At 56.7% G+C, this 23764-nt stretch carries 21 protein-coding genes and 1 tRNA gene; 7 read left to right on the top strand and 15 right to left on the bottom strand.

Annotation, left to right across the window (positions count from 1 at the left end; translation table 11 throughout):
* Window positions 1–33 precede the first annotated feature (33 nt).
* On the bottom strand, window positions 34–345 hold the full coding sequence (locus JJB07_RS13945; RefSeq protein WP_201636027.1) for a hypothetical protein: 312 nt from the start codon (window positions 343–345) through the stop codon (window positions 34–36).
* A 63-nt stretch (window positions 346–408) separates the two neighbouring features.
* Window positions 409–484 (bottom strand) — tRNA-Thr (locus tag JJB07_RS13940).
* Between the two features lie 130 nt (window positions 485–614).
* Here JJB07_RS13940 and JJB07_RS13935 point away from each other — a divergent pair.
* From JJB07_RS13935 to JJB07_RS13910, 6 genes are all read left to right on the top strand, one after another.
* Window positions 615–956, top strand: a complete 342-nt coding sequence (locus JJB07_RS13935; protein ID WP_201636025.1) for a hypothetical protein — start codon at window positions 615–617, stop codon at window positions 954–956.
* 369 nt (window positions 957–1325) lie between these two features.
* The gene (locus JJB07_RS13930) at window positions 1326–2699 is read left to right on the top strand and encodes an efflux RND transporter periplasmic adaptor subunit (protein WP_201636023.1); all 1374 of its coding nucleotides are present in this window, start codon (window positions 1326–1328) and stop codon (window positions 2697–2699) included.
* Window positions 2696–5779 carry an efflux RND transporter permease subunit gene (locus JJB07_RS13925; RefSeq protein ID WP_201636021.1) on the top strand — a complete coding sequence of 1028 codons (3084 nt, stop codon included), beginning with the start codon at window positions 2696–2698 and terminating at the stop codon, window positions 5777–5779. Before JJB07_RS13930 ends, JJB07_RS13925 begins: the two co-directional genes overlap by 4 nt.
* A 4-nt stretch (window positions 5780–5783) precedes the next feature.
* Window positions 5784–6869, top strand: a complete 1086-nt coding sequence (locus tag JJB07_RS13920) for an SGNH/GDSL hydrolase family protein (RefSeq protein WP_201636019.1) — start codon at window positions 5784–5786, stop codon at window positions 6867–6869.
* A gap of 98 nt (window positions 6870–6967) precedes the next feature.
* Window positions 6968–8437 (top strand): amidase family protein, encoded by a 1470-nt coding sequence (locus tag JJB07_RS13915; protein ID WP_201636018.1) that lies wholly within the window; start codon window positions 6968–6970, stop codon window positions 8435–8437.
* 154 nt (window positions 8438–8591) lie between these two features.
* Window positions 8592–9920: an MFS transporter gene (locus tag JJB07_RS13910; protein ID WP_201636016.1), complete on the top strand. Its 1329-nt coding sequence runs from the start codon at window positions 8592–8594 to the stop codon at window positions 9918–9920.
* 46 nt (window positions 9921–9966) lie between these two features.
* On the opposite strand, the gene JJB07_RS13905 is transcribed toward JJB07_RS13910, so the two are convergent.
* The 7 genes from JJB07_RS13905 to JJB07_RS24415 all read right to left on the bottom strand — a co-directional run bounded on the left by JJB07_RS13905 (window position 9967) and on the right by JJB07_RS24415 (window position 16905).
* Window positions 9967–10938: a D-2-hydroxyacid dehydrogenase family protein gene (locus JJB07_RS13905; protein WP_201636014.1), complete on the bottom strand. Its 972-nt coding sequence runs from the start codon at window positions 10936–10938 to the stop codon at window positions 9967–9969.
* A 109-nt stretch (window positions 10939–11047) separates the two neighbouring features.
* A complete protein-coding gene (locus JJB07_RS13900) occupies window positions 11048–13342 on the bottom strand; it encodes an ATP-dependent helicase (RefSeq protein WP_201636012.1) in 2295 nt (764 codons plus the stop codon).
* Window positions 13311–13556, bottom strand: coding sequence for a hypothetical protein (locus JJB07_RS13895; protein WP_201636010.1), 246 nt, complete (start codon window positions 13554–13556; stop codon window positions 13311–13313). Before JJB07_RS13895 ends, JJB07_RS13900 begins: the two co-directional genes overlap by 32 nt.
* A 26-nt stretch (window positions 13557–13582) precedes the next feature.
* A complete protein-coding gene (locus JJB07_RS13890; RefSeq protein WP_201636008.1) occupies window positions 13583–14530 on the bottom strand; it encodes a hypothetical protein in 948 nt (315 codons plus the stop codon).
* 69 nt (window positions 14531–14599) lie between these two features.
* Entirely contained in the window at window positions 14600–15067 is a 468-nt protein-coding gene (locus JJB07_RS13885) for a SprT family protein (RefSeq protein WP_201636006.1), read from the bottom strand.
* The gene (locus JJB07_RS13880; RefSeq protein ID WP_201636004.1) at window positions 15064–15564 is read right to left on the bottom strand and encodes an NUDIX hydrolase; all 501 of its coding nucleotides are present in this window, start codon (window positions 15562–15564) and stop codon (window positions 15064–15066) included. The genes JJB07_RS13885 and JJB07_RS13880 overlap by 4 nt, the downstream gene beginning before the upstream one ends.
* A 132-nt stretch (window positions 15565–15696) precedes the next feature.
* Window positions 15697–16905 carry a rhomboid family intramembrane serine protease gene (locus JJB07_RS24415; RefSeq protein WP_201636002.1) on the bottom strand — a complete coding sequence of 403 codons (1209 nt, stop codon included), beginning with the start codon at window positions 16903–16905 and terminating at the stop codon, window positions 15697–15699.
* A gap of 42 nt (window positions 16906–16947) precedes the next feature.
* Here JJB07_RS24415 and JJB07_RS13870 point away from each other — a divergent pair, with 42 nt between their 5' ends.
* Window positions 16948–17640, top strand: coding sequence for a metallophosphoesterase (locus JJB07_RS13870; RefSeq protein WP_201636000.1), 693 nt, complete (start codon window positions 16948–16950; stop codon window positions 17638–17640).
* A gap of 30 nt (window positions 17641–17670) precedes the next feature.
* Here JJB07_RS13870 and JJB07_RS13865 read toward each other — a convergent pair whose 3' ends face one another.
* The 6 genes from JJB07_RS13865 to JJB07_RS13840 all read right to left on the bottom strand — a co-directional run bounded on the left by JJB07_RS13865 (window position 17671) and on the right by JJB07_RS13840 (window position 23639).
* Complete coding sequence (locus JJB07_RS13865; RefSeq protein ID WP_201635998.1) at window positions 17671–18624, bottom strand: NAD(P)H-dependent flavin oxidoreductase; 954 nt, start codon at window positions 18622–18624, stop codon at window positions 17671–17673.
* 95 nt (window positions 18625–18719) lie between these two features.
* Complete coding sequence (gene folE, locus JJB07_RS13860) at window positions 18720–19286, bottom strand: GTP cyclohydrolase I FolE (protein WP_201636521.1); 567 nt, start codon at window positions 19284–19286, stop codon at window positions 18720–18722.
* A 222-nt stretch (window positions 19287–19508) separates the two neighbouring features.
* Window positions 19509–22031, bottom strand: coding sequence for a transglycosylase domain-containing protein (locus tag JJB07_RS13855; RefSeq protein WP_201635996.1), 2523 nt, complete (start codon window positions 22029–22031; stop codon window positions 19509–19511).
* A gap of 211 nt (window positions 22032–22242) precedes the next feature.
* A complete protein-coding gene (locus JJB07_RS13850; protein WP_201635995.1) occupies window positions 22243–22695 on the bottom strand; it encodes a hypothetical protein in 453 nt (150 codons plus the stop codon).
* A gap of 12 nt (window positions 22696–22707) precedes the next feature.
* Entirely contained in the window at window positions 22708–23301 is a 594-nt protein-coding gene (locus JJB07_RS13845; protein ID WP_201635993.1) for a YkoP family protein, read from the bottom strand.
* Between the two features lie 137 nt (window positions 23302–23438).
* The gene (locus tag JJB07_RS13840) at window positions 23439–23639 is read right to left on the bottom strand and encodes a cold-shock protein (RefSeq protein WP_201635991.1); all 201 of its coding nucleotides are present in this window, start codon (window positions 23637–23639) and stop codon (window positions 23439–23441) included.
* Window positions 23640–23764: the final 125 nt, after the last annotated feature.

The following is a 23764-nucleotide window of genomic DNA, read 5'->3' as shown; positions in this document are numbered from 1 at the left end:
GGCCTCTCGCGAGGACATGCGCTTTTTTTACACTCAGTCGTACTTTTCTTCCTGTTCGCGGGTGATGCCTTCCATGATCAGTTCCAGCTCCGTTTCGAAGTTCAGCAACAACGGCGCCGGCAGTTCGTCGGAGAACGGCTGCAACTCCGGCATCGCCAAGAGCTTCTCCAAGCTCTCCGGCTTCTGCTCCATAGCTTCAATCCAATCGCGCACCGCGTCGATGAACTTGTAGAACGAGCCCTCGAACCGCTCCGCATCTTCGGCAGCCGAATCAAAATCACTGGACTGCATCATCCGCCAATTCTCTTGCATCGCGTCAAACGTTTCCTGCATCTCGTGTGTCATCTCTGCAAAACCTCCATGAAAAAAGGCGCCTCCCTCATCGGAAGACGCCTTCATCTGTTCGTGTGGTGCCGGCAACAGGAATCGAACCCGCGACCTACTGATTACAAGTCAGTTGCTCTACCAACTGAGCTACACCGGCGAGAAGAACAAGACCAATATTATCACCCTGCGGCCGACCTGTCAACACCTTTTTCCACCCAATTACCCCCTGTCGTAAAAATACCACTTTCGACATATGCTTGGACTAAGCAAAAGGGAGGCGTCCGCACGTGAAAAAGTGGTTGCTCGCCTGGGTGGTCTTCACCCTCTACTTAATCGCCAACATGACCGTTATGCCCACCGCAGAACAACCGCACTTGGTCGCAACCTTGCTGTTGGGCTTTTTCTTCTACTTGATCTTCGGGATGCGCGGCGTCTACGGGTCGATGCTGGCCGTGGCGGGGATCGTCGTACTCGCCATCGTCGTCCACCAATTTCGACATCCGCACTATGGATTTGCTTTTTACGGGTCGCAATTGGTCAGGCTCCTGCTCGACCTCATCACGATCACGGGCGGCGGCGGAGTCGGCTTCTGGGTCGTGCGCTTGCTGAACCGGCGATCTGCGTCCTGAACAGATTCTGAACATGAAAATACGCCCTGCCGCAGTCAATTCTGCAACAAGGCGTACTTAGTATGTAGGTGCTTTCACGATATGGAGTATAAGTTCTACATGAAAGCAAAGTTAGCACCTAACGGGGTGTTTCGACATTCCCTGTCGAATTGCGTCGTTTCGTTAAAGAAAATATAACCGACCTTCTGGAATGATTCAAGGCGATGATCCGGCTTCTGGCTGGATCATCTTTTACTATCTTGAGAGTCCCCTGAAATCCTCAAATTTACTCCCTCTTTTACCTTTCTCTGTCCACTCATAAGATACATGGAAAACACTCACACTAGATCCACCAACCTTGGAAATGTTTGACTTGGTGGAGGTGAGCCGATGAACGCGTATTGGAAACAAACCGGGTTGACGATTGCGTCGCTGAGCCTGTTCTTCGCGGGGTGTGCGAAGTCCCCGCAGGTTGCAGAGGAAGCGACGATCGTGCCCGTCAGCATAGACCGCGCAACGCCGCGTGACCTGCCGGAGACGTTGGTGCTGCCCGGTCGCGTCATGCCCCGTGAGCAGACCCCCGTGCTTGCGACGGCGGCGGGTCAAGTGCAATCGGTACTCGTCCAAGTCGGCGACTCCGTGAAAAAAGGCCAACTCCTCGCCACGCTCGACACGGGCAGCTCTCAGGCGACGTTGCAGGAAGCCAAGGGCGCCATTGCGGGAATTGAAGCGCAAATTCGTCGTTTGCAGAGCGGCAATGGGATCGCGACGGCGGGCATATCGTCCGTCGGAGGTTCCTTGGCGGATGACACTTCGCGCAAGATCGCGTTGTTGGAATCGCAAGTGCAGACGCAGATCCTCGCGCTGGCTCAAGCGTTGGAGAAACCAGGCCCGGATACTCCTGAAAAATTGCTTTCGATCTCTCAGCAGTTACAGCGAGCTCAGAGTCAAGTGTCTCTCCTGCAAACACAAGCGTTCGTGGGAAAAAGCCTTGATGTGTTCAAGGCTCCGCTTTTACAGACGTTGCAAGCTCAGTTGGTGCAAGCACACCAAGCTCTCCATCTCGCCGAAGCACAAGTGAAGGCGGCGCAAATCACTTCGCCGTTTGACGGAGTGGTGTTGAGTAAAAACGCCATCGCCGGCACTCCGTCCGGCCCCGGCGTGCCTTTGTTCAGCGTGGGGGACGTGGCGCAAGTCGACTTTGAAGTGCTCGTGGACCCGACTTTGCAAGCGCGGTTGAAGCAGGGGCAGGCTGCCAACGTGCAAGTGGGAGAGCATTCGCCTGTGCCTACGACTCTTGCATCCGTCTCTCCATCGCTCGATTTGCAGGCGAAGTCGTTCACGGCACATGCTCAGCTCGACAACGACGCGGGCGAATACAAGCCCGGCCAAGTCGGACAAGCCCTGATCACACTCGATCCGCACACAGGGGTTCTCACGGTGCCGACCTCCTCGATTCTCCATGAAGGCAGTACTGCCTACGTCCTGCTCGCCCAAGGCGAAACCGCCGTCAAAAAAACCGTCACCACAGGCTACAACAACGGCACCTACACCGAGATCCTCACCGGCTTGAAAAAAGACGACCCCGTCATCCACGAAGGTCTCGACCGCGTACAACCCGGAACCAAGATCCAAATCATCACCTCCGGGACGAGCCCGTCGAAGTCATCTATGAAAACCTCTGGTGAACCTCAAGGTCTTCATGAACCCCAAGCTCTTCATGAACCTCAAGATCTTCGCGTACTTCCGAGGTCGCGCTCATGAGGCTCTCCGAACTTTCTGTGAAACGCCCGGTCGCTGCGACGATGATTATCGTGGCTCTTGTGATCCTTGGCGGCGTGTCGTTGTTTCGATTGCCTGTCGAGTTGTTCCCGCGCATGACCTTTCCGTTGGCGGCCGTTACCGTGCAAAGCCCCGGCACCGGCCCCGAAGTCATCGAGAACATGATTACCCGCCCTCTCGAAGAAATTCTCGGCACCGCCAACGGTGTCAAAAACATCTCCTCCACCACCCGCAACGGCGGCACCCTCGTGCTCGTCGAATTCGATTGGGGCACCGACATGGACTTCGCCACCTTGCAAATGCGCGAGAAAATCGACTATGTCAAATCAAGCCTCCCCGAAGGCATCCAAGCACCGACCGTCATCCGCTTCGACCCGAACCTGCTCCCCGTCGTCCAACTCAGCATGATCGGCGGCAAAGACCTACAAGAACTCGGCGCCCTCGCCAACGACACCGTCAAACGCACCCTCTCGCGCGTCGAAGGAGTCGCCGCCGTCCAAATCTCCGGTGGTGCCGAGCCTGAAATTCGCATCACCGTCCGCCCTTACGACTTGCAAGCACGGGGACTGACTCTGGAACAATTGAAGCAACTACTCGCCAGCGAGAACCTCACGCTCTCCGGCGGGCTCATCCGCGAAGCGGAACGCGACATGGCGGTCATCATCCGCGGCGACTTCCCCGACGTCGAGAGCATTCGCAATTTGCCGCTCGCAAGTCCACAAGGCAATCGATTCCACCTGCGCGACGTCGCCGACGTGGAACAAACCCTGCAGGAGCAATCGCAAATTTCCCGCATGAACGGTCAACAAAGCGTCGCCATCCAAATCCAGAAGCTCTCCGACGCCAACACCGTTCAAGTCTCAAACGGCATCACAGAAGCCCTGACCACACTCAAAAAACAACTCCCCGCCAACGTCCAAATCACACCGCTGTTTGACCAAGCCACATTTATCAAACAGTCTGTGAAGACGCTGACCCGCGACATGCTGCTCGGCGGTGTTTTCGCCGTCGTGATTCTCTACTTTTTCCTGAGATCCTGGCGCAGCACGTTGGTCATTTCGCTGGCGATCCCCGTCTCGATCATCGCGACGTTTATCATGGTCTACTTCGCCGGACAATCGGTGAACATGCTGACGATGGGCGGCCTCGCGCTGGGCGTCGGGGCGATGGTCGACACGGCGGTCGTCATCTTGGAGAACATCTTCCGCCACCGCCAGATGGGACGACCGCTGTACGAAGCGGTCTTGGAAGGCTCCAGCGAAGTCACACTGGCGGTGACGAGCGCGGCGTTTGCGTCCGTGGTCGTTTTTGCCCCGATCATTTTCGTCTCGGGACTCGCCGCGCAACTGATCCGCCCCTTGGCGCTGACCGTCACGTTTTCGCACTTGGCCTCGCTGTTCAGCGCGCTCTTGCTCGTCCCGATGTTCGCCTACTACTTCTTGCGCGGGGAAAAAGTGGCCGTACAAGCACCGGCCCCTGCCCAAGAAACCCACGAAGCCGAAGCGCTCGGCCGACTTTCAATTTGGTACGGGCACCTGCTTCATTGGGCACTCCACCACCGCAAAACCGTCTACCTAACCACCTTGATCCTGCTCGGCTTGACCGCTGCCGCCTACCCGCTGATCGGGCAAGAATTTCTCCCCAAAGGCGACCAAGGCGTCATCCAAGTCACGATGACGCTCACTCCGGGCACTCCGATGGAGAAAACCTCCCAGCGAGTCGCAGAGATTGAGAAAAAAGTCACCGAGACCCCCGAGCTCGCCACCACGTTCGTCACCATCGGCGGCGGCAATGTCTACAACCCAACTGCAGGCACACAATCGCACAAAGCGGTGCTCAGCCTGCAACTCCGAGACCGAAGTCAACGCGACCGAACCACGCTCCAAGTCGCGGACGACCTGCGCAGCCGCTTGACGAACATCCCGGACGCCCGCATCAACGTGCAAGTCTCCGGCGACCAGCTCACAGGTGGAGCGGGCATGCCGATCCAAATTCGACTCCGCGGCGACGACCCTGAAATTCTGCGAGGGTTGGCGCAACAAGTGACCGCGCAAATCAGCAAAGTCGAAGGCGTCCGCGAAGCCGCCGCCGAACGCGAACGACTCACTCGGGAGATCGAAGTCCAAGTCGACCGCGAAAAAGCCCGCACCTACGGCCTCGGCAATGCCCAAGTCTCGCAAATGATCCGCGACGCGACCCAAGGTCAACTGGCGACGCAATATCGCACCCAATCCGGTGAAATCGACGTCCGCTTGCAGATACCGATCGAGATGCGTAATTCTCTGGAACGCCTGCGCCAATTGCAACTGCCTACCCCCGCCGGAACCACCGTCGCACTGGGCACGATTGCAGACGTTCACACATCGGAGGGACCGTCCACGATCTCCCGCTACAACAACTTGCGCGAGATGACAGTCGAAGCGGACTACATCGGCCGCGACATCGGCCATATCATGGACGACATCCAATCGACCGTCACGGCTCAAGTGAAGCTCCCCTCCGGCTATTCCATTGAATACGGCGGCGAGTCTGAACAGATGAACGACGCCTTCAAAAAACTCGAAGGTGCCCTCGTGCTCGCCGTCGTGCTCGTGTACATGGTGATGGCGGCGCAGTTCGAATCGTTTTTTCACCCGTTTGTCATCATGTTCTCGATTCCCGTCACGGCGGTCGGTGTGGTTTTTGGCTTGCTGGTGACGGGGCGGTCGCTTGGCGTCGGCGCATTTATCGGGTTGATCGTGTTGGTCGGGATCGTCGTCAACAACGCGATCATCCTCATCGACTACGTCAACCGCCTGCGCCGACGAGGTCTCGACCGCGAAGAAGCGATTCTGAGAGCCGGACCTGTTCGCTTGCGCCCGATTCTCATGACGGCCGGAGCCACTGTGCTCGGCGTCGTGCCCGCGTCTCTCGGATTGGGCGAGGGTGCAGAAATTCAAGCACCTCTTGCCACGGTGATTCTGTTTGGTTTGACGTTCTCCACCTTGATCACGTTGGTGCTGATCCCGGTGGTCTACACGTCGCTTGATACTTGGATGGAACGACGACTGGCTCGGAGGTGAGATCATGACGTTCCTGCGTCGGTTGCAGATTTCATTTTGCCTTCTGTTGGTGCTTTGTCTGTTGGGTACCCAAGCCCGGCCCGCGCAGGCGGTTGTTCACCGCCCGATCTTGCCGGAGGAGGTCGATTACGTCGCGATGGGCGACTCGATCACGGCCGGGTGGGGGGCACCCGCCATCAACGGTTCCCGGCTGAACGGATTCGCCGCGCAATTGCATCGCCAACTGCTGACGCGAGGTCCGGCCGAGTTGCACAATTTAGGCGTGCCGGGCTTGACCAGCGGGCAGTTTCTCTTCCTGCTCGACCATTGGCCGGAAGCGAGCGACGTGATCAAACATGCCGATTTGATCACCCTGTCGCTTGGCGGCAACGACATCATCTGGACCGACTACAAAGCGCCGGGCGATGAAGCGAAAATGCGCGAAGCCCTCTCCAAGTACGAAGCCAACATCGAAGCGATCCTCGGGAAAATTCGCAACCAAAACGCCACGGCGCGTCTGTTCGTGCTGGAAGTGTACAACCCGTTTTCCCCGGACGATTCCCGCCACCAAGCGCTCAGCGAGTACATCCAATGGGCCAACGAATCGATTGCGATGGCTGCCAACACGCATGAAGCGACGGTGGTGCCGACAGCGTCGCTTTTTCTCGACCATGAGAAGGAATACGTCAATCTCGCCAACGACGACATCCACCCCAACGTCGCCGGCCACACGCGCATCGCCGAACAGATTTCGCACGTGCTGTTCGGGCATTTCAACAAAATGGTCGTGCAGCAGGACATGAAACCCACCCTGCTCTGGAACGGCAAGCCGCAAAAACTCAAAACCCCGATGCTCGTGGAGAACGGCACCGTCTACGTCGCATCCGACCAAGTCGCAAGCCTGCACAAAGGCATGCTCAAAAAATGGTGGTTCCGCGTCGGACTCTGGTGGATGCAAGTCAATGGCAAAAAAGTCAAACTTCCCTCCCCCGTCCTGCTCATCGACGGCCACCCCTACCTCCCGTTGCGTTCGGTGTCCCAGGCATTGGGAGCCAAAGTGTATTGGATTGAAGACTCCCAAACCATCTCCGTCATGACGAAAAAAGAATGACCGGCATTCCCTTCGGAATCCGGTCATATTCGGTTGACAAGATGCCGGAAAATTGAGACGCTTGTAACCGAACGACAACTAAGGGAGGTTTTTACAACTTGTTACCAGACAAACTGAAACAACTGAGCGCAGAGTGGTTGGTGGAAGCCACCGTTGACGATATGCAACAGAAGATGGAAGCGGGAGAACTCACCTCCCACGAGCTCGTGCTGATGTACATGGAACGCATCGCCGCGTATGACAAAAGCGGCCCGGAACTGAACTCCGTGCTCGAACTGAACCCGGACGCGCTGTTCATTGCCAAAGCGCTCGACTTCGAACGCAAGCACAAAGGCCCGCGCGGCCCTTTGCACGGCATCCCCGTTCTGATCAAGGACAACATCGACACCGGAGACAAAATGCACACGTCGGCGGGCTCCATCGCGCTGGCGAACCATCGGGCGAAGCAAGACTCTTTTGTCGCGAAAAAGCTCCGCGAGGCAGGCATGGTCATCCTCGGCAAAACCAACATGACCGAATGGGCGAACTGGATGGCCGAGGACATGCCGGCCGGGTACAGCTCCCGTGGCGGTCAAGTGTTGAATCCGTACAAGCTCGTAGACTGCTCGACAGGCGGTTCCAGCGCAGGGTCTGGCGTCGCAGCGGCGGCAAACTTGGCGGCACTCACGGTGGGGACCGAAACGTCCGGCTCGATTCTCTCGCCTTCCTCGCAAAACTCCGTGGTCGGCATCAAGCCGACGGTCGGTCTGATTTCGCGCACAGGCATCATCCCGATCTGCCACAGCCAAGACACGGCGGGCCCGATGGCACGCACGTTGCGCGATGCGACGATTTTGCTCGGGGCGATGACCGGTGTAGACGAGTCCGATCCGGCGACGTGGAGCCAAGAAGCGCATGCGGACTACACGCAATTCTTGGATGCAGACGGGTTGAAGGGCGTTCGACTGGGTGTCGCGGACTTCATGAAGTTGGACGAGGAGGACATCCCGCTGTTCCAAGCGGCGTTGGAAGACATGCGCCGTCTGGGTGCTGAGATCGTGGAAGGCATCGAAGTCAAAACGGGCCGTCTGGACTGGACGCCGCATGTCATGACGGAGGAGTTCAAAATCGACCTCGAAGCCTACCTCAACACCTGTGGCCCGGAAGTTCCGGTCCATTCACTGGAAGAGTTGGTCGCGTTCAATGAAGCGCACGCCGAGCAAGCGTTAGTACACGGGCAATACCAATTCGAACAATCTTTGAAGACCTCCGGCACGCTGACCTCTGCCGAATACATCCGCGAGATCATCTCCCACACGACGGTCTACGCGCAAGACATCGACGATGTGCTGGCAAAAAACAACCTCGACGCCCTCGTCTACTTCAGCACGTGGGGTTGCTGGCTGGCGGCGCGTGCCGGCTATCCGTCCGTCATCGTCCCCGGCGGCACCATTGCAGAGGGCTACAAAAACGCTGGTGTCCCGGCGGGCATCACGTTCACGGCCGGCGCGTACAGCGAACCGAAGCTGATCAAGTTCGCCTACGCCTACGAACAAGCGACGAAACACCGCAAACCGCCGCAACTCTAAGCAAAAAAGGTCTGTGTCCTCGTGGGCACAGACCTTTTTTATCTTGGTGAGGTAGGTGTGGCACAAAGCAAAGTCATTACGCGAATTTGTTGGAGATTTCGAACTTCCTTGTTAAAATAAGAAGAGCACGACCAATCCGAAAGGTGTGGATTTCATGGCACAACCGCAACTCAAGCGTTCCACAGCTCCGACGACTCCTCGCCGGGGACTGGCGCTGTACTTCGCGCTGCCGATCCTGTCTTGGGCGTTCTACGACTTTGCCAACACGATTTTCTCCTCGAACATCGTGACGATCTTCTTCCCGTTTTATTTGCAGGAAGCGGTCGGCGGCAACGAGCAGATGAACCAGATCGCCAGCACGATGATCACGTATACGAATGCTCTTGTAAGCGTTTTCCTCGTCCTCCTCTCTCCGTTGTTCGGCGTCTGGATCGACCGCACCGGCAAGAAAAAAGCCTACCTCGTCCCCTTCACCCTCATCTCGATCCTCGCAACCGCGTTGATGGGTGTTTCGGCAATGTGGCAGACCGATGCGGAACTCTTCGGGCTCTCCGCGCCGCTCGCGGGTGTGTTGGTGGCGTTCATGTTTGCGAAGTTTTTCTTCAACTCAAGCCTTGTGTTTTATGACCCGATGATCTCAGACATCGGCACCAAGCAAGAACTGCCGCTGATCTCCGGCTTCGGTGTCGCGCTCGGTTATTGCGGGACGCTGATAGGTCTCGTCGTGTATCCGTTCGTGGAGAAAAACCACTCCTATCAAGCGTTCCTCCCGTCTGCAGCGTTGTTCCTGCTGTTCTGCCTGCCGATGTTCTTGCTGTACAAGGACCAACCGGCCAAGCAAGTTCAGGAGAGAAAGTCGTTTTTCAGCGGCTACCAAGAGATTCGGGAGACGTTCCGCGAGGCGCGGGCGCACCGTGGGATTTTCCTGTTCATGATTGCGTATTTCTTCTTCAATGACGCGATTGCGACGGCAATCTCGGTGATGGCGGTCTACGCCAAAGCGGTGGTCGGGTTTACGACCGGCCAGTTTGTGCTCCTCTACCTCGTCTCCACCGTGTCAAGCATCATCGGTTCGTTCGTGTTCGGCCATATCACGAAGCGCGTCGGGGCCAAAAAAGCGCTGCTCTACGTAGCCGCGATCTTGCTGGTCGCACTCGCGATGGCCGCACTGGCGTTCAACCAGACGATGCTCTGGATTTGCGGCTCGCTGTACGGCATGGCGATGGGCGCGACGTGGGTCACGTCCCGCACGCTGATCGTCGAGCTGACTCCGGCGGAGAAGCGCGGTCAATTCTTCGGCCTGTTCGCGTTCTCGGGCAAAGTCTCGTCAATTGTCGGCCCGGCGCTGTACGGGACGATCACGCTGCTGCTGGCGGAACACGGCAACCTCGCGTCTCGTGTGGCGATTGGGTCGCTTGGAATTCTGGTGTTGATCGGCTTGGCTGTGCATATGAGAATGCCGTATCAACGGACGCAAGAGTAATGTATCAAAAAAAACCTCCGACCCGTGTGGGTTCGGAGGTTTTTTCTTAACCGTTATGCAGGACTTCTTGGTTGGCGATGTTGGTCGGTTCGCCCTTTTGGAAGAAGCTTTCGATGTTGTCGATCGATCCGTTCAAGAAGCTCGCGAACGTGGTGTCGGTCTTCCAGCCGATGTGCGGCGCGAGAATGACGTTGTTCAGCTTCAAGATCGCGTTGTTCGGGTCGAGCGGCTCTTGGTGGAAGACATCGAGCCCCGCCCCCTTGATCTGCCGGTTTTCCAGCGCCCAAATCAACGCTTCTTCGTCAACCAGTTCCCCACGGGAGGTGTTGATGAGGAAAGCGTCGTTGCGCATGAGTTCGAAGTGTTTCCTTTGCAGCAGGTTCCGCGTTTCCGGCACCAGACGCACATGCAGAGAGACGAAATGGCTCTCCGACAGCAACTGGTCGAGTTCCCTATACGTCACACCTGCCGCGTCGGCACGCTCTTGCGTCAGTCTCGGGCCCCAAGCCACGACGTTCATGCCGAAAGCTTTCGCGACTTTCGCGACGGACAGGCCGATTTTGCCAAGGCCGATCAGTCCAAGGGTCTTGCCGGAGATGTTGTTCGTGATCCCTGCTGGCCATGCGCCCTCTCTCATTTGGTTCGAGAAGTTGAGCAGGTTGCGTCCCAAAGCCAAGAGGAACGCAAACGTAAGCTCCGTCACCGCTGCCGTCGACCCGCCCGGAGTGGTGGCGATCGGAAGGTTGCGCTGGGTCACTTCCGCTACGTCGATATGTGCAAGCCCCGTGCCGGTTTGCGCGAGAAGTTTGATGTTCTCCATGTTGTCGAGCAGTTCCTTCGTCACTTTGGTTCTCTCACGCATGAAGATCACAGCGTCCGCGTCACGCACTCGGTCGTAGAGTTCCGCTTTCGATGGTTGGTCGTGGTAGATCTCCACGTCGGAGAATTGCTTCAAGGTCTCAATCTTCTCAATCGTGGCAGTTGCGTGATCCCAATCGTCCAAGATTACAGTTTTCATAGAGGCTCCTCCTGTTTCGCTAGACGAAATACTGTTTTACCAAACGAAACCACTTTTCGAATATTATAGCAAAAAAACACCTCTTGCGCGATGGCAAGAGGTGTTTTTTCTAGACTTTCACAGGCACCGACAGCAACCCGAGGTAGAGGCTGAGTTCCGCATGCACGTCCAACGGCTTGTCACGACCTTCCATGCGAAGCGACACACGACGCCCTCCGTCGCCGGAAACCGGTTTGATCTCCTCGACCAAACCCGCCCCGAGATCACGGTGCTGCAACGTGTCCCCGACTTGGATCGGAAGTGCGCTGTACTTCTCCAGCGCCGCTTTCATGCGATCTTGCGGGGAGACGGACATCGCGCCCGCGCTTCCAGACGCCCCGCGACCTTCCGCACTGAGACCGTATCGACCGCCGAGCAGACTCCCGCGAGCACTCCCAGACGGCACGCCGTCGACCAACCCGGACGACTTGATCTCGACTTTCTTCGGTCTCTGCAACAGCCCCGTTTCATACAAAAAAGGCGACGGCTCCGCTTTGCCGCCGTGATAACGAATCGGCGCCGACAGCGTCAAAAAACGCTTCGCCCGCGTCATCCCGACATAGAGCAAACGGCGTTCCTCTTCGAGGGCGGCGTCTCGCTTCTCCCCCTCGACGTTGATCGCTTTGCTGTGCGGAACCATCTCGTCCACCAGCCCGATGCAATAGACGTGCTCAAACTCCAACCCCTTGGCTTTGTGCATCGTCATCAGTTGGATGCCTTCTCCCTTGTTGCGGTTCTTGCGGATGGTTTCGTTGACTTCGGCGACGTGCTCCAAGAACCGCGGGATCGTGCCATGCCCGATCACCGCTTGCTCCAATTCTTCCAGCGGTTCCGAGGCCGCTTTCAGATCGTTTCCCGTCTTCGTCGTGTACTCCTCAAGGTACTTGTCATATCCGATCTCCTTGCGAAGCGTCTGCAACGCCGACGAGGGCGACTGGAACTTCAACTTGTGCAAGTCCTTCGCCAACTGCTCGACTTTTTGCCGTTGATAGGGCTCCAGTCCGGGGACTTTTTTCAACGCTTCGAGATACGAGCAACCATGCTCCCGTCGAATGTGGTGAACTTCATCCACCCACCGCTCCGGATACAGATAGCGCTTCGGACGATTGATGATCTGCACCAGCCCGTCCAAGTCATCCGGCTCCATCGCCAAACGGAAGTACGTCAACACATCCCGCACCTGCCAACGTCGATAAAAGTCGCCGTCCGCGTCATGCAACGTGAACGGCAACTCCCGCTGTACCAAGCCGTCGATGACAGCCCGCACTTGGATGTTCGTTCGGTACAGCACGACCACGCCTTCCGCCTCTTGACCATCCCGAAGCAACGTCTCCACCTGCGTCAAGATCTGCTCCGCTTCATCCCGTTCGCCTTCGGGTCGAATCAACACGGGACGATCTCCCTCACGGCCCGTGCCTTTGATATGTTTGCTCTGGCGCTTGCGGTTGTGCAAGATCAGACGCGAGGCGGTCTCAATCACCGGCTCGGTCGAGCGATAGTTCGTCGCGAGGATGACTTTCGAGGCACCCTCATAGGTTTTCTCGAAGTCCAGCAGAAACTCCACGCGCGACCCACGGAAGCGGTAGATCGATTGGTCGTCATCCCCGACGATGCACAGATTCCCATGCCCCGCCAAGAGTTTGATCACTTCATACTGCGCGAGGTTCGTGTCTTGAAACTCGTCGACGAGGATGTAGCGGTACTTGCGCCGGTAGTACTCCAACGCCGACGGATTGCTCGTCAGCATGTGGTAGCACTCCACGAGGATGTCGTCGTAATCCCAACGATCCATCCGCGCTTTGCCCTTCTCGTAGCCGGCGAACAAGTCGCGGAACTTTTGGTTCTCCGGTTTGGTCGCTTTGATGCGCTCGGGAAGGATCAAGTTGTTTTTGCACAACCCGATCTTCTGCAACGCATCCGCCACTTCTTCGTCGTCCCCGTCTCCGCCCGCTTCCCGCAAAAGGTTCCGGATCAGCATTCGCTGCTCCGAATCCTCAATGAGCTGCGGCATCCGTCCGCCGTTTTGCTGAAGTAACATCCGCAGAAACACGGAGTGAAACGTCCCGATCTCCGCCGCCCGTGCGATGCCTTCGCCAACACCCGGCAACCGGCCGAGACGCTCCTGCATCTCTTCCGCCGCCGCGCGGGTGAACGTGACGATCAGCAGTTGGTTCGCCGGAATCCGCGCCACTTGCATCATGTAGGCGGCGCGGCAGGTGAGCACGGTGGTTTTACCGCTGCCGGGTCCCGCAAAAACAACGAGAGGCCCCGCCACATGGCGGACCGCCTCTCGTTGTTCCGGGTTGAGTCGTATGCCGTTGTCTGCGATCCCCTCAAAAAAGCCTGTCTCGCTCAAAATCAGCATCGTCTTCCCACTTTCGAATAAAATCCTGAAGTTCAGGAATCAACATCTCTAACCGCCGCTTCTCGACCATCAGTCCTGCAATCGAGTCCAAGTCTGCCTGATCGAATAGCGACAGGACTTGTGCGGGCAATTGATTATACCGAATCTCCCAAGCTGAGACAACCGTCCGCAATCTCAGAAAACGCTCGTACAGGCTTTCCGGCTCTACGCGCATGCGTCATGCACTCTCGAACGCAGGAATTACTCCGCTTGTTCTTCGCGCCACTTTGCAACCAGCGCTTGCAGGTCTTCAGCGAGAGCGCCAATGCGCTTGCGCTGAGTCATCAGGGACTCGATCCCCTTGAGATCTTCCAAGTTGAAGAGGGTCAGCACTTCGTTCGGCAGTCCTTGGTTGCGGGTTTGCAGTTCGGTAGCCGCTTGGGTCAGCTGTTCCAGAACGAGGTCGACCACTTGATCGGTCGGAACCTGAGTTTGTACTTCATCCGTGGTGCGTTCTACTGTGGTTTCCAATGCGTTCATCGAAGATTCCTCCGTTTCAAGGTTCAATTCAGGGTCTGTCAAAAGTTCAGCAGTCGCCGCCGCTTCCGGCTCGACCAGCAGGCATTCCACCGTATCGCCCACCACCGCAAAGCGCGGGTCCAATTCCGGGCAGAAAATCCCATCTCCACTGACCAGCTCCAGCAAATCGCTGCGCTCCGCACGGCGCTGGCCCAACTCCGCCATCAAGTCAGCGACGGCATCGTGAACCAACTCCCACTCGGTCAGCAGATACTCTCCGCTCTCTAAGCGGACAAAGCGCGGGTCGCTGTCCAGATCCACACGCGACATCAACTCACCGCGATTGCGGCCCGTCGTCTGTTGCAAGTGACGCAAGATCTCGCCCTGCTTCTCCGGGCGACCCGACTCTTTCAGAAATTGATAAGCGCGTTCGCCGAGATCATCCCCCGGTGCGTTACGCAATTCGTAACGAGCGTCCTCCGTCTTGCGAATCGAACCTTTGCGATTCTGCAAAGCCGCCCGGACGCGATCCGGGATGGAATTCAGGGATTTCTCTCCAACGCTTGCCCACTCGTTTTGCGCAGCATCGACCAACTCCGATTCGCTCATCGGACCTGCCGCGACGCGCAACACGCGTTTCAGAAAACCTTCCAGGCTGTAACGAAATGTCCAAGCCCCTTGTTGCAACATGTTGCGTCATCCCCTTCAAAAAACTGCTTCGCTCTATAGATTCGACAGGCGAGTAAAAATTCCTGTCCGTCAATTGCCAACGTTGCCTGTTGCCACCAGCTTTAATTTGCCCCGGCACTTGCCGCACCCAAAGCGGCGCACGTCAATTTGCCGTTTGCGCTCATAAGGTTGTCCACACGCGACACAATGGTAGAGATAGCGGGTCTTCACTTCACGCCGAAGCCCCGTGTCCGGGCAATAGCGCGACCCACCGACTTTTTCCAACAGTTCCTTGAAATCATGATCTTGGTGCCGATACCCACGCTTTTGAATGTGGAGATGGTAGTGGCACAATTCGTGTTTGATCGTGCCGATCATCGATTGAAGGCCATGCGCCTCAAAGTGATGCGGGTTGATCTCGATGTCATGCGACCGCAGCAGATAGCGCCCCCCCGTCGTGCGCAGTCGTCCATTCCAACGCACGCGGTGCCGAAACGGCCATCCGAATGACTCGGTGGAAATCTGCTCGACGAGTCCTTGCAGTTCTTGCTCGGTCATGGTCTTGCGTCCTCGTTGTCCTCAATGTCGCGATGTACAACGTACTGAATCGCGGCGGGGAGCTCTTGCATTTCGGTCCGCAAAAAGGACGGGTAAAACCGCTCCCGCTCCAGCCGGTCCACGGGGAACCATTTGTAGAGGAGGTTCAAGTCCGGCTCGATTCCATGATGCACTCGTTCCTTGTCCAACAACGGATGCCGCTCATCTGTCAGATCGACTTTGTATAAAAAAGACGTCTCGTGATACGGCACGCCCTCAAATTCAAAGAAATTCTCGACCACCCACAGCATGCGGTCCACGCGAACTTCCACGCCCAACTCTTCGGCGAACTCGCGCACAACCGTGACATGCGAGGGTTCCATGAGTTCAACTCGACCCCCCGGCAAACTCCAAAAATCATCCTTCTCCAATCGGTGCAGCAGCACAAATCCATCGTGAACGACGACCCCGGCCGCCCGGTGATTAAACCGTCCGCCCGGCAAGTCGAAACGTATCATCCCTATGTCCTCCTCTCGTCCACAAACATACCTTTACGCTATCCAAAATCTATCAAAAAAGCAACCTTTCTGTCGTATACTGACAAAAAAAAGAGCGGATGTTTCCCCGCTCTTTTTTCCGGTGCAAAACGTTTAGGCTTGTAAGCCGATCACATACGTCAAAATCGCGTACGCGACGAAGCCGAGACCCCACAACCTGTTCGGTTTCGATCGATACCCCGGCACGCCGACCATCATCCCGATGAGGAAACCGCCGGCGAGTCCGCCAAGGTGACCCCAATAGTCGATGCGCGGAATCGTGAAGCTCATCACGAGGTTGATCGCCAGCATGTAGTAGACGGACGACCCGATCGTCATGGAAAACGCCTTCCGATCGTGGCGACCGAACGCCAGCAACGCCCCCATCAGGCCAAAAATCGCCCCGGACGCGCCGAGCGACGGGTTGTCATTGAAAGCAAACGACAACAAACATCCCGCGATCCCCGCCAGAACGTACACGACGAGATACCGCCCGGCTCCGTAGATTCGCTCTGCATACTTGCCGAGCACCCAGAGGCTCCACATGTTGAAGAAAATGTGCGAGACCTCGTAATGGAAAAACACAGGAGTCAGCAGACGGAAGAGCTCGCCCTCACGAATCAACTCGGGAACCATCAAGCCTTTGGACAAAAACAACTGCGACGAGTCCATGCGCGCAATCAAGAAGATCAGCACGGTCAACGCGAGCAACCCGTAGGTGGCCCACGTCTTGCCGCCCATGTTCATCACCGATTCGACGCGCTCTTGGCGGCGGTTGGACAATTCGACCAGTTGGTCTTCCCATTGGTGCTTCGTCCGCCAAAGCAATTCATCGGGATAGTTGCCGTTCGGATAATTGGCGACGAGTTCGCGGATCGGCTGTACCGTGATGCCCTTCACAGCCGGACCGGTCGGCCACTCGCCGAGCACGCCCCGCGAGAGGTCGATGGCGACGGCAGCCGCCCCGATCGATTTCAAATAGCCCAAATAGTGTGTCGCGCGGGCGATCTCCCGCATGTTTTCATCAGAACGCCACTGGGAAAAAATAAACATCGTCAGGCTGTAGACGTTCTGCGACCGCTGACGATCTCCAAAGTTCTCGGCGTCATTTTTCATGATCACCCGAATTTGCTCCACAGACAGGCCGTCTGCCGGGAGCAAACGGATGTAGACCAGCGAATTAAATTGCCGTCTCGCCAGCAGCACAGGTGCCACGCCTTGCCCCTCGTGGTGCTCCTGTGGCAAAATGGTAAAGTCATCATGCGCGATCAGAGACTGCGCCGTTCCATAGAGGAAGGTGCTTACACGCTGTTGTTCGCTCACAGGGACGCTTCCTCCCTTTTTTTGAAAGGATGTGTGATACATATGAATATCTTCGCGATTGGAGACTTGCATCTGTCCTTCGCCAACCCCAAGCCGATGGATATCTTCGGCGACAACTGGGCGGACCACCCGGACAAGATCCGCTCTCACTGGGAGTCGATGGTGACGGCGGACGATCTCGTCCTCATCCCCGGCGACATCTCGTGGGCGATGTCGATCGAAGAGGCCAAGCCTGACCTCGACTACATCGCATCACTGCCCGGACGCAAATTGATGATCCGCGGCAACCACGATTACTGGTGGTCGACCGTGACCAAAGTGCGCAAAGCTCTCCATCCGTCGATTCAAGTCTTGCAAAATGATTCGATCACCATCGGCGACATTACATTTGCCGCCACTCGCGGATGGGACTGCCCGGGCAGTTACTCGTTTGACGAGCATGACCGCACCGTCTATGAACGCGAGGTCGGGCGCTTGAAACTGTCGCTTGATCATGCGATGAAGACCGGTGCCAAACGCATCTGGGTCATGTTGCACTATCCGCCGACCAACGAGAAGCACCAAGAAACCGGCTTCCTCGACGTCATCCGTCAATACCCCGTCGAGAAGGTTGTCTACGGCCATCTGCACGGATCGGACGGGCACAAAGGCGCGTTCGAAGGCGTTCACGACGGCATCGAGTACCGATTGGTCGCTTGTGATTATTTGGATTTTGCCCCGCTGAAACTCACATGAGTTGCGGGGCCCTTTTTTTCGACTGAATGATTAGAGCGTTGGCAAGTTTTGCAAGGTTTGGCGCGCTTCTTCGACCATTGTGCGGATGACTTGCTCGGTCGTCGGGATGGAATGGATCAGACCGACGCCCTGCCCACCGTAAGCAAATCCGTGCTCCATGTCGCCTTGCAGAGCGGCGATGCCGTTTTTCTCCCCTTTGACATACGGGTAGAGTTCTTCGGGAGACGGTTGCGTGCGCTCGAAGGTCAGCACTTCATTCACATACGAAGATTTCAACACGCGGGTGACGTGGCCGATGCTGCGTTCGATCATCGTCGTGTCTTCTGCGCGAGCGGTGACCAGCGCTTGCTTGTAGTTCTCATGCGCGGGCGATTCGACGGTGGCAACCAGTCGGGTACCCAGTTGCACGCCTGCCGCGCCAAGTGCCAGCGCTGCGGCAAGTCCTCGACCGTCTGCTACACCGCCGGCCGCAATCACAGGTACGTTGACCACACTTGCCACTTGCGGGATCAGCGCAAACGTTGTCACTTCCGACGGGCCGTTGTGACCGCCCGCTTCGAAGCCCTCGGCGATCAAGATGTCTGCTCCGGCCTGCTCCGCTTTTTGCGCGTGCATCGCCGTGGAGATCAAGACCATCACCGGCAGACCGGCTTCTTGAAACACGGGAATGAACGGACGCGGGTTGCCTGCCGAAATCGAGACGGCACGCAGATGCTCTCGATACTTCAAGATCATCTCCACGCGTTCTCGCGGGTCGCTGTGCTCCCCAATCGGCAAATTGACGCCAAACGGCTTGTCGGTGCTCTCGATGGCGATCTGAATTTGCTTCTCAAAGTCTGCGAGCGTTCTCCCCGCCGAACCGACTTGCCCGAACGCTCCTGCATTCGAAACGGCAGCGGCGAGCAGCCCGTCTCCTATGTATGCCATGCCGCCCTCGACAATCGGGTACTCTACCCCCAGCAGCTCCAGCAATCGTTGTTTCATCTTGATCAACCTCCTCTACCCATATCGTACCATATTGCAACGAAAAAAGGACGCTTGCGACAGGCAGCGTCCTTTTTCCCGGTATCGAGATGCAATTAGCCGCGCATGAGAGAAAAGACTTCGGCGCGTGCTTGCGGGTCTTCGTGGTAAACACCGCGAACGGCAGTGGTGATCGTGGAAGCGCCCGGCTTCTTGACGCCGCGCATCGTCATGCACATGTGCTCCGCTTCGATGATGACCGCAACACCGTGCGGTTCGATTTTGTTCACGAGCGTGTCGGCGATGGTCGCAGTGATGCGCTCTTGGAGTTGCGGTTGGCGCGCAACCGTCTCCACCACGCGTGCAAGTTTGGAAAGACCGGTCACACGGCCGCCACGCGGGATGTAGGCGACGTGAGCTTTGCCGTAGAACGGCACGAGGTGATGCTCGCACATCGAGAAAAACGGGATGTCCTTCACGATGACGACTTCCTCATGCAATTCATTGAAGAGCGCGGAGAGTTCGTCCTCCGGGTTCTTGCCAAGACCTGCGAAGACTTCGGCGTACATCTTCGCAACGCGCTTCGGGGTGTCAAGCAGACCTTCGCGGTCCGGGTTCTCCCCGACTGCTTGAAGAATCATGCGGACTGCTTCCTCTATTTGAGCGTAGTTGACATCCTTCATCATATGTTTCAGCCTCCTATGTAAAACCTTACGGACTTGTTCGTGTACAAAACTTCTACAACTATCACAAAACTAGAACTACTATAGCTTTAAGCCTAGACTTTGTCAAACCTACCACTTCTAAAGCGTGTCCAATCTTACAAAAATCCACGCCTCGCTTCAAGCATTTCGTGAAAAAAATCCCCCTTCGCATCTGCGTACGAAAGGGGATTTCTCTGCACCTTACTGCGTCGGAGGCGGGATCGGAATCGACGGTTGCCCGCCGGAGCCCGGTGGCGTCGTGCCTCCCGTGCCTTGGGTATTGCCCGTTCCGTTCCCCGATTGCGTCGTACCGCCGCCGCTCGGAGGCTGAGTGCCTCCTCCGGTGTCCGGTGTGCCCGGTTGGTTTGGATTCGTCGGGGTGCCAGGCTGTTGCGTGCCCCCGCCACTGTTTGTTCCACCGCCGTTGCCAGTCCCGTTACCGCCCGGTTGGGTCGTTCCCCCGTTGCCAGGCTGGGTCGGTTGGTTCGGGTCTTTCGGGGGTTCCGTCTTGCCTCCCGGAATCGTCACAGAGGCGAAGTTGGACTTCGACAGCTCTTGACCGTCCTTCCAGACGACGACGCTGTACCAATAAGACTTCCCGGCTACAACACTGCCATCTGTATACCCCGGCTTGCTGTACTGCCCGAGCGGGATCGAGTTGACCGCCGTGCCGTCCGGGTTTTTATCTGCCCGGTAGAGGAAGTATTTCACGCCTTCCGCTTTGACCGGCGACCAGTTGACTTGCACCGATTTGTTGCCGTCAAACGTAGCCGCGAGGTCGTTGACGATGGTGTCTGCTTCCTTCGGTTGGTCTTTGGTCTTGTCTTTGTCATCCGGCGCTTTCTCTTGCACGTTCGTATCGAAGCCCTTCGATTTCGTGCCGGCCAGACCTTGAGACATGACTTTTGCGAACATCGAAGCCGGCAACTCGGAACCTTGGCGCAAGTAATGCTGTTGGTCAGACTTGTCAAAGCCCATCCATGTGACCATGACATAGTCGCTGGTGTAACCTGCAAACCAAGCATCACGGTTCCCGGAGGTGCCTTCCATCTCGGTGGTCCCGGTTTTGCCTGCGACATCGCGGCCGCTGATCTTCGCAGCCGTACCCGTCCCGGAATCGACGACCAACTTCATCAACTTGGTCATCACTTTCGCTGTGTCCGGTTTGATCGCATCGTGTTGCTGCGTTTTGATCGAGGCAATCTCAGCCCCCGCGTCACTCTTGATCGAACGAATCGCATACGGTGTCACGCGTTTCCCACCGTTGTCCGGCACGAATGCGGTGTACCCGCCCGCGAGGTCAAGCGGAGAAATTTCCACGTCGCCAAGTGCGATGGAGAGTTTGTTCTCGTCCTCTTTGTCAAGCGGGATGCCGAAGTTTTGCGTCGCGTACTTGTAGCCGACGTCGATGCCCATTTCGTAGAGCAGGGACGCCGCCGGGACGTTCCACGACATCTGAATCGCTTCGGTCATCGGCACCGTGTCGGTGTAGTAGTCCTTCCAGTTCTTCGGCGCATACGTGCCGAAGTGCGTGTCGCGCTTGTTGTTCAACAACGAGGTCGACGTCTTGAAGCCGGTGTCAATCGCCGGCGCATAGTCGACGATCGGCTTGAACGAAGAGCCCGGACGGACTTTCGCCATGCTCGCTCTGTTGAACCCGCGCAGTGCGTGATCGCCTTGGTCACGACCGCCCATGATCGCGGAGATGCCGCCCGTTTTCGGATCGACGATGACCGAGGCCCCTTGGACGATCTGCCCGTCGGACGCTGCACTCGGGAAGTTTTTCGGGTCTTGATATGCTTTTTCCAGAGAGTCTTGGAATTTCGGGTCGAGGTTGGTGTACACCTTCACGCCGCCGCGCAGAATCTGTTCGGCCGGCACGTCGAGTTTCTCCTCCGCTTCTTGGAGGATGTAGTCGAGGTAGTACGGGTACTTGATGTTATCAGCCGCTCCCTTGATGTTCTTGCCCGGAGACAGCACGAGTTTCTCTTGCTTGGCTTTTTCCGCTTCGTCAGCCGTGATGTAGCCGTTCTTCTCCATCGCGTCGAGCACGATGTTGCGGCGCTTGATCGCCGCTTCGATGTTCTGGTCTACATACGGGTCATACGCGGACGGAGCGTTCGGAAGACCGGCGAGCAGAGCACATTCGCCGAGCGTCAAGTCTTTCATATGGTCGCCCTTGTCAAAATACACTTCCGCAGCCATCTTGATCCCGGTGGCCCCGTGACCGAAGTAGACGCGGTTGAGGTACATTTCCAAGATGTCTTCCTTGGAATAGTTGCGCTCAATTTGAGCCGCCAGATACACTTCTTTGACTTTCCGAGAGAGCGTCTTGTCTTGCGTCAAGTAGACGTTCTTCGCCAACTGCTGCGTCAGGGTCGAACCGCCCTCTGCCGCAGAACCTGTCAAGATGTCGCGCCAGACCGCACGCCCGATCGAACGGAAGTCAATGCCGTTGTGATCGTAAAAGCGACTGTCCTCCACGGCAACGACGCCGTCTGAAACCCATTTCGGGACTTCGTTCAGCGCGGCATGCTCGCCGGGTTGCGCTTGGAACGACATGATCTCTTGGTCGTTTTTGTCGTAGATTTGGGATGTTTTGTATTCGAGTTCCAACTTCGATGGATCAAATGTCGGGAGCGCAATCGAGCACCCGATCAAGATCACCGAGATCGCCGTTATGAAAAAGGCGATCAGCAAACTGCGCAAGATCTTCTTGCCCAAGTCTATCACCTCTTTTGCACATTCTACATCTCACTCTGACGCCAGACAACAAGGGTTTCACACATAATAAGGACTCTTCCTACTTCTATTCGTTCGCCACGGCTGTTTTTTGACTCTGTAGGTAAAAAATGACCCTCCCACAGTATTAGACGTCATCCGGCGGGAAGGGTTTCATTTTTTATTAATCGTATAATTTTCTGACTACTCCAAGCTACGAACTCAACACATAGCCGCCGATCATCATCAACACGCTCCCCACCAAGATCTTGATCAGATCAGCGCCGTTGGCAAGTTCCCGGAACACGAGCAGTCCGCCGAGCACGGCGACCAGCGTGTTGGCGTTGACCAACGGGATCAGTTGCGACATGTTGGTGGCGGGGTCGCGAAACGCCGCGGTCACCGTCAGCGTACCGATCAACCAAATCGACCCTGCCGCCGCTCCCAGCAGCAGACCTCGCCACATCGTCGGCGTCGCAAGCATCGGCATCCCGCCGCGCAACCACGCAAAAACACCGCCTGTAACCAGCACGCCGAGCGCAAGGCCCAAGGCGACCAGTTCAAGCGGTGCCTTCATATACCGGTCGGAACTCAGGTACTTCAGAGGCAAGCTGTAGACGCCATACGCCAACGCCGCCACCAATCCTGCCAGCACCCATGTCTTCATCAGGGCATCACCTCATGATTCCATCTCTATGCCCTTGTCCGCCGGAACTTTCCCATAACGGCCGAACAACTCCTCTGCGGTAAGTACGACACGCTTGATGCGTAGCGCCTCGTCACGCCTCGTCAACCGCTTGGTGCCCGCCGGATGGCAAAACGCCATCATCAGCCGCATGTACCAGTTTTTAAACCGAAACCATGCCGTATCCGGCACTTTCATCACCGTAAACCCGAACGGTTCCACGCCGCGATTGAGCAGGGTCACGCCCATCAAAGCTTTGATTCGTTCACCGCGCGGATGGCGGCGGATAAACTCTGCCAACTCCGGCAGGGAACGCTTCACTTCCCGAGCGACCACCAACCCGCGGCGGTTGTCCGATTGAATGCCTTGCAAAAGTCCTTGCAAGCGCATGTTGTAAAAATGGAGAAATCCCACCCAGTCCCCGTCCTCCACTACGCTGCCGTTCGGCAAATTGATGGCAGGTCCGGCATAGTTCCGGATGCGGATGCGAAAAATGTTGCTGCCGTTAAGATCTTCAAAATCAAAGTGCCGCAGACGTCTGTACACGCCGTCTCCCAGTCGCCAACAAGCGAGCATCACGCGGTTCATCTGGGCCACCCCCGTTAGGTTGGTTTTCCCTGTAGTATGAACTTTGGCTTCCCTGCGTATGCCTACATGGTATTCCAGGCAAAACAAAAAAGTCCCAGGATCATCTCCCAGGACTTAGACTGCGTCGCTTGCATCAATTAGTTGTTTTTCGTTACGTTCGCAGCTTGCGGGCCTCGTGCGCCTTCCACGATTTCGAAGGTCACTTCTTGGCCTTCCTCGAGGGTTTTGAAACCGTCTACTTGGATGGCGGAGAAGTGTACGAATACGTCGCCACCTTGTTCAGTTTCGATGAAACCATAACCTTTTTCTGCGTTGAACCATTTCACTTTACCTTGCATTGGGAAGCCTCCTAACGGTACATTAAAAGGTGACACCTTTGTTTTATATTCTACCGTGCCCAGCCAACAATGTCAACGAACACTATCTGACTTTTGAACTCAGCATTCACAAAAACAATCAGGAG

It is taken from the genome of Tumebacillus amylolyticus (genome assembly GCF_016722965.1).
Taxonomy (GTDB): domain Bacteria; phylum Bacillota; class Bacilli; order Tumebacillales; family Tumebacillaceae; genus Tumebacillus; species Tumebacillus amylolyticus.
This window is presented reverse-complemented; position numbering and strand designations above follow the sequence as displayed.

What these genes read in the sequence shown, in the direction of transcription:
- JJB07_RS13885 (WP_201636006.1), bottom strand. Translation starts at nt 15,067, where the DNA reads ATGACCGAGCAAGAACTGCAAGGACTCGTCGAGCAGATTTCCACCGAG.
- JJB07_RS13870 (WP_201636000.1), top strand. Translation starts at nt 16,948, where the DNA reads ATGAATATCTTCGCGATTGGAGACTTGCATCTGTCCTTCGCCAACCCC.
- JJB07_RS13890 (WP_201636008.1), bottom strand. Translation starts at nt 14,530, where the DNA reads ATGTTGCAACAAGGGGCTTGGACATTTCGTTACAGCCTGGAAGGTTTT.
- JJB07_RS13900 (WP_201636012.1), bottom strand. Translation starts at nt 13,342, where the DNA reads ATGCTGATTTTGAGCGAGACAGGCTTTTTTGAGGGGATCGCAGACAAC.
- JJB07_RS13850 (WP_201635995.1), bottom strand. Translation starts at nt 22,695, where the DNA reads ATGAAGACATGGGTGCTGGCAGGATTGGTGGCGGCGTTGGCGTATGGC.
- JJB07_RS13845 (WP_201635993.1), bottom strand. Translation starts at nt 23,301, where the DNA reads ATGAACCGCGTGATGCTCGCTTGTTGGCGACTGGGAGACGGCGTGTAC.
- JJB07_RS13910 (WP_201636016.1), top strand. Translation starts at nt 8,592, where the DNA reads ATGGCACAACCGCAACTCAAGCGTTCCACAGCTCCGACGACTCCTCGC.
- JJB07_RS13905 (WP_201636014.1), bottom strand. Translation starts at nt 10,938, where the DNA reads ATGAAAACTGTAATCTTGGACGATTGGGATCACGCAACTGCCACGATT.
- folE (WP_201636521.1), bottom strand. Translation starts at nt 19,286, where the DNA reads ATGAAGGATGTCAACTACGCTCAAATAGAGGAAGCAGTCCGCATGATT.
- JJB07_RS13840 (WP_201635991.1), bottom strand. Translation starts at nt 23,639, where the DNA reads ATGCAAGGTAAAGTGAAATGGTTCAACGCAGAAAAAGGTTATGGTTTC.
- JJB07_RS13930 (WP_201636023.1), top strand. Translation starts at nt 1,326, where the DNA reads ATGAACGCGTATTGGAAACAAACCGGGTTGACGATTGCGTCGCTGAGC.
- JJB07_RS13865 (WP_201635998.1), bottom strand. Translation starts at nt 18,624, where the DNA reads ATGAAACAACGATTGCTGGAGCTGCTGGGGGTAGAGTACCCGATTGTC.
- JJB07_RS13925 (WP_201636021.1), top strand. Translation starts at nt 2,696, where the DNA reads ATGAGGCTCTCCGAACTTTCTGTGAAACGCCCGGTCGCTGCGACGATG.
- JJB07_RS13945 (WP_201636027.1), bottom strand. Translation starts at nt 345, where the DNA reads ATGACACACGAGATGCAGGAAACGTTTGACGCGATGCAAGAGAATTGG.
- JJB07_RS13895 (WP_201636010.1), bottom strand. Translation starts at nt 13,556, where the DNA reads ATGCGCGTAGAGCCGGAAAGCCTGTACGAGCGTTTTCTGAGATTGCGG.
- JJB07_RS13880 (WP_201636004.1), bottom strand. Translation starts at nt 15,564, where the DNA reads ATGATACGTTTCGACTTGCCGGGCGGACGGTTTAATCACCGGGCGGCC.
- JJB07_RS13920 (WP_201636019.1), top strand. Translation starts at nt 5,784, where the DNA reads ATGACGTTCCTGCGTCGGTTGCAGATTTCATTTTGCCTTCTGTTGGTG.